The organism is Marinobacter sp. LV10R520-4, from assembly GCF_002563815.1.
Classification (GTDB): Bacteria; Pseudomonadota; Gammaproteobacteria; order Pseudomonadales; family Oleiphilaceae; genus Marinobacter.
This window is the reverse complement of record NZ_PDJM01000001.1, coordinates 3,772,203-3,783,908: the sequence shown is the minus strand read 5'-3', so window position 1 is coordinate 3,783,908 and position 11,706 is coordinate 3,772,203. Positions and strand designations below refer to the sequence as shown.

Here is an 11,706-nt window from a genome sequence, read left to right as displayed (position 1 = left end):
GCAAAAACCGCGGAGAACAATCTATGGACAGCAAGATTAATGTAACGTCGCCTTTGGTCATCCTTCACGGCGATGAAATGGCCCAAGTTGCTTTTGAGTACATTCTCAAGAAATTCGTGACCGCGCGCCTGAATATCAAGCTTGAAGAAATCGACCTGTCTGCGGAACGCCGCCTGCTGACCAACGGTCAGGCAGTGATTGATGCCATTGACGCGTTGAAACGCCATGGTGTGGGGGTGAAAAATGCCGGCATGACCGTTAACCGCCAGCAACTGGAAGAACTGCTTCGCAAGCACCCCAATGTGGACGCTGGCAACCTTCACCCACTGGCCACTAAATCTCCGAATGGCGCCATCCGAAAGGGCATCAGCGGCAATATAACCCGTGAAGACATCCAGTTTCGCAACCTCAAGATCAGCCGTCCGGATTGGATCGGTCGCGACATTGAAGTTGACACCATGGAGTGCGGCGGCATTAAAGACAGTTTCAACCAGCTGTCCCAGTCCACGGGTGTAGTCAAGCTGATGTTTGTGGGTAGCAGCGGCAACCCGGTTGAGCTGCACCGCCGTGAGCTCCGTAAAGGCGATCCCTGGCTGCTCGCCACCAACGATGTGGAAGACGTTAAAGCCTGGGCTCACCGCTTTTTCCAGCGTGCCATTAACGAGAAGCGTGATGTTTATCTGGGCCTGAAAGACACCGTTATCCCTGGCTACGACGGCGCCATGCGAGCGGTGATTGAAGACATCTACCAAAGCGACTACCGTCAGCAAATCAAAGACCTGGGGTTGAGCTACCACTACGAGCTCATCGACGCCCAGGCAGCACGCATCGTCTCTAACCCGCCAGAGCGCGCGCTCTGGGGCGTGCCTGACAACACCACTGGGCGCAAGCTGCTCAAACTGGTCAATCAGCTGCGAGAGGTTGGTATTCCCAGCCGCAGTGCCCATGTATCTATTTCCCGCATGAGCGCCGGCGGTGGCGACCAATACGGCAGCTTCAACATGCCGGCGCAGGAAGATGGCATCCTCAAGGTGATCGTAGACGGCGAAGAGAAACACGCACGGCGCGTCGGTAACGGCGACCCCATACTGTTCATGTCCAATGATCATGAAGCCATAAAAGACTGGGTAGCACAGGTGTTTCGTGACGCTTCTCGCAAGAACAAAGAGGTCTACTTCGGCCTCAAACGCGAGTACATGGAATACGACGAAGTCTTCAGCAACGTTATCACCGAAGTGAGGCGGGAATTGGCACGGGAACACACGCCACCGCCGTCTTTCATGATCATGCGGCCCTCCAGTCAGCTCAAGAAGATGATCACCGATCCCCCGAGAAATGCGCTCTATCCGTCCCAGAATCTGGATGGCGATATCTTTTCGGACATCTCAGCTGCTCTCGGCGGTAGCCTGGCCACTGCCAGCTCCATCATCGAGAGCAAGGCCGGCACCATGCTTTTTGAGGCGCCCCACGGCACGGCTCATGATCTTTATCTGAAATATTTAGAGAGCGACGGCCGCGACGCCCACTTCAACCCTTCCGCGCTGATTTTCGCACTCGCTAACGCTCTGGAATACTTGGGCGAGCGCGAGGGCAACGCGCCCCTGGCCGAATACGCGGTGAACCTCAAAGCCGCCCTGACCGACACCGTCGACAGGGGCATTGTAACTGCGGATCTCAAAGGCAAGACCGTCGACCCAGATTCAGAGCAGGTGGTGGATATGACAGGTTTCCTGAACGCTGTAGAAGGCGCGCTCAAGTAGATTTCAGCCGCGAAGCAGCAACGCGACACATACGAAAGGTGAATACGAATGGACATCAATACGTATAGAGAACTGATCGACTGGTCAAGTGATCTACATGCACACTTGGCGAGCTGCCTTTCCCATTGTGCGCCACGGAATGAGGATGAACGAGCTCGAGCGCTTCTGAACTACCTGGCCGGTCATGAGTCCGAAATTGAGCGTATTGTAAACGAGTTTGAATACCAGGCAGATAACAATGTTTTGGAAACAAGGGTTTATGACTATCTTTCAAATCACCCCATTAAAACCCACCGAACCTGTGACCAGCCCTATGCAACGCTTGATTTCAACGGTATCTGCCTTGAAGTGTTCGATTTTCACGATCAAATAATTGATCTTTACCAAACACTGGCCGAGAAAGCGGAGATTCCTAAAATAAGAGAGCTAATGGAGTCACTATTGACGATGGAGAAAAACGAATCGAAGCGTCTTGCTAGTCAGGTAAGCCGCATGGAAGATCTATGACTGAGTCGTTCAACCACGCTGGAGCCTAGTGTCCCGTCTGACTAGTTCGTAAGCCTAATGCTTGGCACTGGGGAATCTGGCAACCCTTGCCAGTCGGGCGGGGGAATTAGTCGTTTTTTTGAGCGTGCTGTGAATGCAATTCTACTGCGCAGCTTCGAATGGCTGACATGTTAGGCAAGGCCGAAGAGCACCGCGGAAAACGCCGCTAGCACCAGCTGATTTGGGCTAGCGGCGAGTAGCGCCAAGCTTGCAGACGACATCATCAGCATCAATGCGTGTGTGGTGGTTTCGTCGGCGGGTTCTGATGGGCCATCAGGCATGCTTTTTCTGAAGGAAGTACCTTAAAACACTTACCGTCAGTAAACATCATCTTGATAACTTGCCTCGGTTCTAAACTCATCTACGACTAGGTACAATCACGTTAAGATTGAGCTAAACACCTGGCCCACTTCGACTGGCCTTGGTGTAGGCTTGATGCTTAAGACACCGGATTCGAGGCAAAAGCACCATGAGCATACCGCCAGCATCGACCCCCGAGTTCAATACAGACCCCAGATCTCTGAGGCAGACACTCAGAGCGTATTGCAAGCCACGCCTGGCACGCAGTATTGCGGAGATCCTGATCACCGCACTTCCTTTTGTGTTGATCTGGGCTCTGATGTGGTTGGCGGTCAGTGCCGGATACTGGCCCGTGGCCCTGGTACTGGCCGTCCCTGCGGCGGGATTCCTGGTACGCCTGTTCATGATCCAGCATGACTGCAGTCATAGGGCATTTTTCCGTTCGCGGCGTACCAATGACTGGACCGGCCGTATCATCGGTGTGCTTACCCTCACGCCTCACGATTTCTGGCGCCACTCCCACAACCTCCACCATGCCAACTCCGGCAATCTGGATCGGCCGCAAATTGGCGGGCTCGACACCTTCACAGTGCGCGAGTTCCAGGCTTTGCCGCGGTGGCAGCAATGGCGCTATCGCCTCTACCGCCACCCTCTGGTGCTATTTGGTTTCGGCCCCATGTACACGTTCCTGCTGGACTACCGGCTGCCTTTCGGATTCATGCGTGCTGGCAAAATGCCTTGGATCAGTACCCTGGGGACCAATGTGGCCATCGCGGCACTGGCAACTTCCGTAATCTGGTTTGTCGGGGTGGGCCCCTTCTTACTGGTACAAATCCCGATCACGCTGCTTGCCACCACCATGGGAGTTTGGCTGTTCTACGTTCAGCATCAGTTCGAGGCCACCTACTGGGAACAAAATGAACACTGGAACGCCCATGACTCTGCGCTGCAGGGCAGCTCCTACTATGTACTGCCGGGCATCCTGCGTTGGTTCAGCGCCAACATCGGTGTGCACCATGTTCACCATCTGGCCAGCCGAATTCCTTGCTACCGCCTGCCCGAGGTATTGAAGGACTATCCCGAACTTCAAACATTCAACCGGGTGACGTTGCGCGAAAGCATTGAGTTAGTGCGCCTGGCACTCTGGGACGAAGACAAACGGCGGCTGGTTTCCTTTAGGGAGGCTGGGGGCTAATCGGGACAGATTTTTCTGTCACCCGCCCAATAAAGCGCCACCCCAGATCGCAAGCACCACTATGGTAATCACGACGGCAGCAGACACCTCATGACGCTCAAAAATAGCTTGGGCGCGATTGCCTGCAATGAGGACCAGCAGCCTCAGGTCATAGTATCTCAATGCCCGGGACAAGGCAGACGCGTGCATAAGATGTGGACAATCTGATGCCTGTGCTGTCGACATATCTGGGTCATACATGCATTCGTGACACCTATTGGTATCTGTCAGCTTGTCCCGAGCTCATGGAACACGCCACGCGCCGACTTGAGAAACACTGGGAGGCATTGCCATGAACACTCCCACTCTACCGGCTCTGCTGGAACGCTTCTTTACCGATCGGCTTATGCCAGCGCATTTCTCGAGGATCTGGAAGTCAATCGTTCGATTAGCGTCCGGACCCGAAACCTGAGGCTGACTGCCATTCGATCTTTCTTCCGTTTTGTGTCCTACGAAGAACCCGCACACAGTGCACAAATCCAGCGAGTATTGGCAGTGCCCGGCAAACGTCAGGACAGGAGGATAGTGCATTTTCTGGCGAGACCAGAGATTGAGGCGCTACTGGCAGCACCGGATCAGTCAACGTGGATCGGTCGTCGGGATCCGACGTTACTGCTGCTTGCCGTACAGACAGGTTTACGACTTTCCGAACTCACAGGTCTTGATCGCGCTTCGGTTGTGCTGGGCAGCATTGCCCTTCACTAAAACAGAAGCGGATCACCCCGCATGTCCTGAGGCACAACCCGGAGATGAACTGCTGGCGTTCCTTAATAACTTGTAGCTGATCACTAACTGTGCCGAGTCGGCACAGTTAGTGAAAGACCCAAAATGGCGTGGTGTCGGCTTATTTACGCAAACGACAAAGCCAGTTCGGCATAGTTCTGGGTTCGGCATAAACCGCTAAAGCCAACAGCTTGGAACGCTCGGTTTATATCCAGCATATTCTGGAGCGAATCGCTGAAGCTGACACGCTGGAGAAGCTGGAAGCACTGCTACCGTGGAACGTGGACCTGGAACGGGCTTCAAAAAATGTGTCGCAGATCGGCTGAGGACAAGCCCAGAACGGTATTTCCGGGAGATTGAGAACCATCGGTCGATCGAGCTCACCGAACCCTGGGTTATCCGTCACGTCACGTAATTTAAGTGAGATAGATGACGCCCGACCAATGCCGGGGCGTCACAATCAGGTCTACCTGCCTAAAACGCCGTGCGGATCAATGACGAATTTCTTGGCCACGCCGCCATCGAATTCTTCGTAACCTTTCGGCGCCTCGTCGAGGCTAATGGGGGTTACGTTAACCGCCTTACCGATCTGCACTTTGTCGTACAGAATCGCCTGCATAAGCTGGCGATGATAACGCATGACCGGCGTCTGGCCGGTATGAAACGACATTGCCTTGGCAGGAAAACCGGGACAGATTTATTTTTTATAGTATGGAATCGCAGCTTACTGATGGGTTAAAAAGTAAGCGAACATCATTCATATTATGAGGTGTGGTTCCAAAGCTTATCGGATATTGCCTCTTAATGGGCTAGATTGATGGTCGTAAACTGAATCATAAAATATTAGAAGCCCTCCACATTCGTGTTGTCCAGCAAGTTATGGAGGGTGAAAGTCCGGAAGTCGTGATTAAAGCGCTCGGTATGAGCCGGGCCCGGATTTGTGAAAGGCTTTCTGCTCATCGGGAAGGAGGCCTTGATGGAGGTCAAGTCGATAAGCGGAATAAATACCCTGCCTTACCAGTGTGTAGCCGTGCTGCTGTGCCCATTTTTTGGCTATCTGTTCTGCACTTGCCGTGATTTTGATAGATGGCATGCTGACCAAGGTCTTTGGGCGTACACAAATACCTTTGGTTACTCGTTCGACCACGCCTTCCTGGGCAAGTCTGCTCAGCGCTTTTTGCACAGACACAGTCGTCCACAGTTCGTGGAACTTTCTAATTCCGAATTCAGATAATAACCGCAGCACTTTGGCGTACCCTGGAGAGACCGTCCAGAAGCCTTTGGCAAGTGGAATTTGGTGTATAGAAAATTCAATGCCTGGTCAAAGAAAAAGGTCTGGACAGCGCTGTTCGATGCGCTGGTTATCGAGCCTGATCTGGAGTGGGCGTTCATGGACGGGAGCTACGTCAAAGCTCATCAGCACAGTGCCGGTGCTGCTGGCGGCAGACCTCAGAATATCGGCAAAAGCAGGGCTGGCAACACTTCCAAGATACATTTGATGGTGGATGCTTGTGGTTTACCCTATTCTTTCAGCATCACAGGCGGTGAGACAGCCGATTGCACCGTAGCGCCCGAACTGATCGATACACTGAGGGAAGCCGAGACCGTGGGCGCTGACAAAGGCTTTGACAGCGAGAAGATCAGAGCACATATTGAAAACGGCGGCATGCATGTGACGATCCCTTGCAGGCGCAATTCAAAACGAGCCGATAAGGGGCTCGACTGTCGGTTATACAAATACCGGCATTTGGTTGAAAATGCTTTCGCCAGACTCAAGCAATTTCGGGCTGTCGCTACCAGATACGACAAACCCGGACGAAATTACGAAGGTGTCGTGGCACTCGCTTGCGCATTCCTATGGCTGCCGATGTGAAACGTCAACAGACCCTAGGCTTTTTATAAAACCATGAACTTACTATAGATGGTCTGCACGCACTTTCTACGTAAAGAGGCACGAACCTTGTCATGGAATTGAGGCAGTTACTGGTATTGGCGCTGGTTGGCATGATTACCGCAGGCTTTGGCTTTTGGGTGCAGCGCACGCCCGGGCATTCAAAAAATCCGATCCCCTGGCCACAACGGGCGCCTTTTCTGGGTGGCGGGCAACCGGACACCCACGCCTGGTCGCGCTTCCATGTGCGTTACTATCCTATGACTCTGCTGCTCATCGCCTTCGAGATGGAGATGATGTTCATGTACCCATGGGCCGTTGTGTATGTCTCCGAAGGTATCAAGGCCCTGGCCGAGATGGGTATGTTTCTTGGCATTCTCTCGATCGGCATCCTTTATGGCTGGCGCGAGGGGGCGTTCAAATGGCAGTGAACTGGCTGCGCAAGATGGCGAATCAGGCACCTGTGTCGATTTTTCCCGTCGTCGGGAAGTCCGGCGAGGCGGCGCTTGAGGCGCTCTATCTATCCCCGGCGGTGACGGTCGCTCAGTCACCAAAACATGCGCGCGCCGTAGTTGTGCTTGGCGCCATCGACGAAAACGATCAGGAAGCGTTCAGGCGCGTTCACGATCAGGTGCCGGCACCTCGAATTATCGCTTGGTGCAGCACAACGACGATGCCCCCGGAGCTGTCTGCCTCCGCGATTGTGGTGGAGGCCTCTGCAGATTTAGGGCAACGGATACAGAGGGCCGTTCAGGCACTCGATGCCGGCGATAAAACCGGCGATGTGAATCTGTGCCCGGATCTGCCACCGGCGCCATGGAAAGGTGTGGGCGACGGCCACGGTGGCGAAGGCATGATGGGCGGCAAGCCTTATGGGCGACCTATGGCTATGCCGGAGGAAGACCTTCGGGATGGCTTGCAACTCGACCCACTGGTGTTCTCGATCGGGCCGTTTTCGCCCTTGTTACCCCCTGGAATGGTGGCTAAAGTAACGCTGCACGGTGATGTCATCGCTGGCTGGGAGCTGGTTTCACGACCCTACGAGCGGACGCTGCCGAGTGTGTTTTACAGGGCCGTTAACGAACCGGTTGCCATTACCGAGCTTGAACTTGCCCGCGCCGCCTGGCATCTGCGCCGTTTGGCCGCCGTGCTGCAACTGAACGGGCTAAAGGCTCACGCACAACGTCTTCGGCACAATGCCGCCGAACTACAGCCCGGCCACTTAATCTCTGATGTGACGAATGCCGGAGTTTTGCGGTCGCTGCGCTGGGTGGCGGGGGCTGGAAAGGGTGTTGTACAGGGTGAAAGCCGCATCCGATTAGCCGGCCCCGCAGCAAGAGCGGCCGGCAGCGCCAAAGACGCACGCCAGAATGATCCTGCTTATGTCACGCTTGGTTTTGAACCCATTGTTCAGAAAAAGGGCACCGGTGCTTCACGCTGGAAACAGTGGCTGGATGAAGCCGAACAGGCGCTCACCCTCGCCGAAGCGGGGGCCAGGAACCGGGCCATGAGTTCGCCCTCTGCGGCGGTGGAGTCACCCGTTGGTCCATTAACAAAATCCGCGCCGCCGCTGGATTGCAGCGATCTTCTCCCACCACTGCTGATCGGCCTGGAGTGGAGCGAGGCGATGTCCGTTCTGGGCAGTTTCGACCTGCCAGCCGTTCGGCATGCGGGTTTGGCCCAGGCGCAAATGAGTGACGCCGTTTGACCCATACGCTTCTGGTTGCTTCAGTCGGTGTGGTGCTACTGGCAATGCTAGTCGGCATATATTGCGTGGCTGCGCTTGATTGCGCGGTGGAGGCGCGAATCACCGGCCAGCAGCGCAGCAATTCGCTGCTGCTTCCCCTGCAAAGCGCCGCACGCCTTTGGTACGCGCCACATAATCAGACCGAGACGCCGGACATGCCCGCCTGGAGGCTGGCGCCCATACTTTATTTGATGCTGGCTGCCATGGGCCTGGCACTGGTGCCATGGAGTCGCGAATTTGTCCCGGTAGACTTGACCACGGGTATCGTTTTTTGGGGAGCTATTGAACCCCTGGCGACCGTCCTCATTTTTCTCAAAGGTTGGGCCCCCAACGCCCACTTTCCGCTGCTTGGCGCCTATCGCTATGTCGCTCTTGGTTTGTCGTACATCCTGGTCAGTATGTTTGTGCTGATTGGTGTTGCCCTGCCGGCCGAGTCACTGCAAGTCAGCGCCGTTGTCGATGCGCAAGCCGAGATGTGGAATGTAATTCGCCAGCCGCTGGGTTTGCCGCTGTTTCTGATTGTGGGATTGGGCGTGAGCTTCTGGGGGCCGCTGAATTTTATCGACGCTGATGATCTGCACGGGGGCGCGGCGTCGGAGGATTCCGGCCGGATCAGGCTGCTCTGGAAAATGGGTCGCGCCGCTATGCTGCTATCATTTTCTGCCATTGCCGCCTCTGCCTTTCTGGGCGGGTGGCAGGGCCCCTGGCTGCCGGGGCCTGTGTGGCTGGTGCTTAAAACGCTGACTATTGTGCTGATACTGGTTGTTTTGGGGCACCGCTTGCCTCGCTTGGCACCTGAGCGCTTCATGACCATCGCCTGGGTGGTTCTATTGCCGCTGGCGTTTCTGGATCTTGCCTGGGCAGGTGTGGAGGCCTTGTTATGAGCGCTGTCGATATTACCTTCTATATTAATGCCGCCATCGCAATCTATGCGGGCTGGAGGGTCTTTGTGACTGACTCCATGGTGCGCGCGTCGTTCTTCTTGCTCATTTCTTTCCTCGCGGTGGGCGTGATCATGCTGTTGTTGGCCGCGGTGTACCTGGGGGTGGCGCTGTTTTTCATGATGGCCGTTGAGATGATGGTTATGGCGTTGTTCATGGTGATGTTCATGATGAACCCCGCCGGGTTGAACCCGATGAAAATGGTGCATCAGGAAAAAGTGGCCATCGGTGTCGGGGTGGTGGCTTTTGCTGCGCTCAGTGCGGTCGCTGTGTTCGGCCAGTTCCCGTCGCGACCGGTTCCAGAGGGACTACAGCCAGTGGTATCCCTGGGCCATGAACTGTTGGGTGATTCCATGCTGGTGTTCGAATCCGCTGGCGTAACCCTTCTGGCGACGATGATCGCGGTGGTTATGCTGACCAGTCACCGCGGTCGCTACGGCGCCGCCAACCTCGGCTCGCGGCCGCCGGGGCTGGAACCCGGTGGTGATCCGGCCGACATGCCGGCCGAAGCGAAAGAGGAGGGGCACCAACATCATCATCACTAGGATTGCCCAACCAGAAACGGCTCAACCAGAAACGGCTAGACCAGAAACGGCTCGACCAAAAATAAGGAGACCTTAAATGACGCTGCCAACACTGCTGATTGTTGCTGCCGCGCTGATAGGCATTGGTCTGTACGGAGCGTTTTCTCAACAGTCGTTTGTCATGCTAATGATGGGGCTTGAGTTGATACTGAACGGCGCCATGCTGGCTGCGGTGAGTTTCTGGGCTTTGACGGCAGGCGGAGCGCCTGAGGGGCAACTGCTAACGATTATAGCGATGGCCGTAATGGCGATTGAGATGGCGATGGGGTTTGCCCTGGTGGTGTCTGTTTACCGAGCCAAACAAGCGGACATGACAGAAGCTCTGGACGGGCTGAAACACTGATGCTCTGGTTAATCCCGCTGTTCCCAATCGTTGCCGCGGCGCTGTTGTATCTGCACTGGGCCAAAAGTCATTCGCGGTTAGCGATTGCGTTATCCGCAACCGCTGTGGTGACCGCCGAGCTCGCCTTGGTGTTATGGGCCGAGTCCTTCGGCTGGACAGGCTCACTGAGCTGGAGCAGCCAGCTTCAACTCACGACCGACTTTACCCCGGCAACCTTCCTGGCTGCTATGGTGGTACCGGTAGTGGCTGCGCCCATCGTGTTCTATGCCGCTGCTCATGAAGACACTGACAGACTGGGCCGCCTGGTAACGCTGCTGGTTGCGTTCATCGGCGTTATGCAGCTGATTATTCTGGCGCGGGATCTGCTGAGCCTGCTAATTGCCTGGGAGATCGCCGGCGCCCTATCATGGCTGCTGATCGGTCACCGGTTTCAGGATAAAGAGCGGGGCCGCCATGCTTCACAGGCGTTTTTGGCCACCCGCGCTGGGGACTTGGGCTTGTACCTGGCGACGTTTATCGCCTTCCAGCAGACCGGAAGCCTGGCTTATGCAGGGCTAGATCAGATGAGCCCGCTGGCGACAAGCCTGTTCGCGGCCGGCGTGACGATGGCGGCCCTAAGCAAGTCGGCCCAGCTGCCATTCTCACCCTGGCTGTTTTCAGCGATGTCTGGCCCCGCGTCGGTCTCTGCTTTGCTGCACGCGGCCACGATGGTTGCCGCCGGGGTTGTGCTGCTGGTTCAGTTTCAACCGATGTTGGCGGGTGTCAGCTGGTTTGGGCCGGTGCTCGTAACAGTGGGTCTCGCCACGGCGTTCGCCGGGGGGCTTGTGGCAGCGGCATCTCCACACGCCAAACGCTTACTGGCAGGTTCCACATCCGCCCATTACGGCCTGATGTTTGTGGCCATCGGTGCCGGTTATCCCGCTGTCGCCTTGCTGCATTTCGCGTTACACGCGCTGATGAAAGCGCCGCTGTTCATAATGGCAGGCATTGCCGGGCACAGGGCAGACAGCTATAACCTGGCGCAGATTGCCCGCGTTCCTCTACCCCGCGACCTCAAATACGTAAACGCAATTGCGGCATTGGCTTTGGCGGGCCTGTTTCCGCTGGGGGCAGCCTGGTCAAAAGAAGGTGTTTTATCAGCGGCAGGGCTGATAACCCCGTGGCTCGCGGTGCTGGTAGCTTTTGCCGGCGGCCTGAGTGCGCTTTACGCTGCGCGTTTTCAGTGCAGCCTGTTTTTTCATCACAGTGATCGACATGAAAGCGATCAGCCCAAGGGCGCCATGGGCTGGTCGCAACGTGCACCGCTTTATCTACTCGCTAGCCTCGTTTTATTGAGCAGTGTGCTTTGGTTACCCAACCTGCACAGCCAGCTCAGCCAGTGGCTGAGCCTGACGTTCCCGAGCACCAAGCTGTGGGAGTTTGCCCTTTCATTGGCGTTGGTATTGCTGGGCTTGTTTGGCGGGTATCGAATGGCGGTCAGAGAGCTCGGGCAGGGCGATCGGGGCGCCAGTGCCGTGCGTGATTTTCTGGCCCAGTGGATGTTTTTGCCACACCTCGCCCGCCGCCTGATTGTAATACCGGTAGACGCGCTCGCGCGCCGCTTGGCGAGCCTTGATGACCAGGCGGTGGATGCCGGT

10 protein-coding genes and 4 pseudogenes are annotated in these 11,706 nt (G+C 55.9%); 11 read left to right on the top strand and 3 right to left on the bottom strand.

Annotated features, from left to right (window positions below; translation table 11 throughout):
- Positions 1-23: 23 nt before the first annotated feature.
- Both ATG98_RS18290 and ATG98_RS18285 read left to right on the top strand, forming a co-directional pair.
- Complete coding sequence (locus tag ATG98_RS18290; protein ID WP_098418445.1) at positions 24-1,760, top strand: isocitrate/isopropylmalate family dehydrogenase; 1,737 nt, start codon at positions 24-26, stop codon at positions 1,758-1,760.
- A gap of 48 nt (positions 1,761-1,808) precedes the next feature.
- Entirely contained in the window at positions 1,809-2,267 is a 459-nt protein-coding gene (locus ATG98_RS18285; RefSeq protein WP_098418444.1) for an ATPase, read from the top strand.
- Positions 2,268-2,437: 170 nt separating this feature from the next.
- Here ATG98_RS18285 and ATG98_RS21925 read toward each other — a convergent pair whose 3' ends face one another.
- A complete protein-coding gene (locus ATG98_RS21925; RefSeq protein WP_179887988.1) occupies positions 2,438-2,587 on the bottom strand; it encodes a hypothetical protein in 150 nt (49 codons plus the stop codon).
- Between the two features lie 188 nt (positions 2,588-2,775).
- Here ATG98_RS21925 and ATG98_RS18280 point away from each other — a divergent pair, with 188 nt between their 5' ends.
- Together ATG98_RS18280 and ATG98_RS18265 are read left to right on the top strand one after the other, a co-directional pair.
- A complete protein-coding gene (locus ATG98_RS18280; RefSeq protein WP_179888209.1) occupies positions 2,776-3,801 on the top strand; it encodes a fatty acid desaturase in 1,026 nt (341 codons plus the stop codon).
- A 935-nt stretch (positions 3,802-4,736) separates the two neighbouring features.
- Positions 4,737-4,889, top strand: a pseudogene (locus tag ATG98_RS18265) (transposase domain-containing protein); the annotation flags it as partial.
- 140 nt (positions 4,890-5,029) lie between these two features.
- Here the strand turns inward: ATG98_RS18265 and ATG98_RS18260 are convergent.
- Positions 5,030-5,242 (bottom strand): annotated as a pseudogene (locus ATG98_RS18260) (formaldehyde dehydrogenase, glutathione-independent); the annotation flags it as partial.
- Between the two features lie 228 nt (positions 5,243-5,470).
- Positions 5,471-5,809 carry a DUF6088 family protein gene (locus ATG98_RS18250; RefSeq protein ID WP_228706201.1) on the bottom strand — a complete coding sequence of 113 codons (339 nt, stop codon included), beginning with the start codon at positions 5,807-5,809 and terminating at the stop codon, positions 5,471-5,473.
- A 3-nt stretch (positions 5,810-5,812) separates the two neighbouring features.
- On the opposite strand from ATG98_RS18250, the pseudogene ATG98_RS18245 reads away from it, so the two are divergent.
- The 7 genes and pseudogenes from ATG98_RS18245 to ATG98_RS23075 form a co-directional block, all read left to right on the top strand.
- Positions 5,813-6,436 (top strand): annotated as a pseudogene (locus tag ATG98_RS18245) (IS5 family transposase); the annotation flags it as partial.
- A 92-nt stretch (positions 6,437-6,528) separates the two neighbouring features.
- Positions 6,529-6,885 carry an NADH-quinone oxidoreductase subunit A gene (locus ATG98_RS18240; protein ID WP_098424053.1) on the top strand — a complete coding sequence of 119 codons (357 nt, stop codon included), beginning with the start codon at positions 6,529-6,531 and terminating at the stop codon, positions 6,883-6,885.
- Positions 6,876-8,162 (top strand): hypothetical protein, encoded by a 1,287-nt coding sequence (locus tag ATG98_RS18235; protein ID WP_098424052.1) that lies wholly within the window; start codon positions 6,876-6,878, stop codon positions 8,160-8,162. Before ATG98_RS18240 ends, ATG98_RS18235 begins: the two co-directional genes overlap by 10 nt.
- Positions 8,159-9,085 carry a complex I subunit 1 family protein gene (locus tag ATG98_RS18230; protein WP_098424051.1) on the top strand — a complete coding sequence of 309 codons (927 nt, stop codon included), beginning with the start codon at positions 8,159-8,161 and terminating at the stop codon, positions 9,083-9,085. The genes ATG98_RS18235 and ATG98_RS18230 overlap by 4 nt, the downstream gene beginning before the upstream one ends.
- Positions 9,082-9,687, top strand: a complete 606-nt coding sequence (locus tag ATG98_RS18225; RefSeq protein ID WP_098424050.1) for an NADH-quinone oxidoreductase subunit J — start codon at positions 9,082-9,084, stop codon at positions 9,685-9,687. The genes ATG98_RS18230 and ATG98_RS18225 overlap by 4 nt, the downstream gene beginning before the upstream one ends.
- 76 nt (positions 9,688-9,763) lie before the next feature.
- Complete coding sequence (gene nuoK / locus ATG98_RS18220; RefSeq protein ID WP_098418437.1) at positions 9,764-10,069, top strand: NADH-quinone oxidoreductase subunit NuoK; 306 nt, start codon at positions 9,764-9,766, stop codon at positions 10,067-10,069.
- Positions 10,069-11,247 (top strand): annotated as a pseudogene (locus ATG98_RS23075) (proton-conducting transporter membrane subunit); the annotation flags it as partial. The gene nuoK and the pseudogene ATG98_RS23075, both read left to right, overlap by 1 nt.
- Positions 11,248-11,706: the final 459 nt, after the last annotated feature.

Excerpts from the sequence above, each read along its gene's own strand:
- ATG98_RS18290 (WP_098418445.1), top strand. The coding sequence starts at position 24 with ATGGACAGCAAGATTAATGTAACGTCGCCTTTGGTCATCCTTCACGGC.
- ATG98_RS18285 (WP_098418444.1), top strand. The coding sequence starts at position 1,809 with ATGGACATCAATACGTATAGAGAACTGATCGACTGGTCAAGTGATCTA.
- ATG98_RS21925 (WP_179887988.1), bottom strand. The coding sequence starts at position 2,587 with ATGCCTGATGGCCCATCAGAACCCGCCGACGAAACCACCACACACGCA.
- ATG98_RS18280 (WP_179888209.1), top strand. The coding sequence starts at position 2,776 with ATGAGCATACCGCCAGCATCGACCCCCGAGTTCAATACAGACCCCAGA.
- ATG98_RS18240 (WP_098424053.1), top strand. The coding sequence starts at position 6,529 with ATGGAATTGAGGCAGTTACTGGTATTGGCGCTGGTTGGCATGATTACC.
- ATG98_RS18235 (WP_098424052.1), top strand. The coding sequence starts at position 6,876 with ATGGCAGTGAACTGGCTGCGCAAGATGGCGAATCAGGCACCTGTGTCG.
- ATG98_RS18225 (WP_098424050.1), top strand. The coding sequence starts at position 9,082 with ATGAGCGCTGTCGATATTACCTTCTATATTAATGCCGCCATCGCAATC.
- nuoK (WP_098418437.1), top strand. The coding sequence starts at position 9,764 with ATGACGCTGCCAACACTGCTGATTGTTGCTGCCGCGCTGATAGGCATT.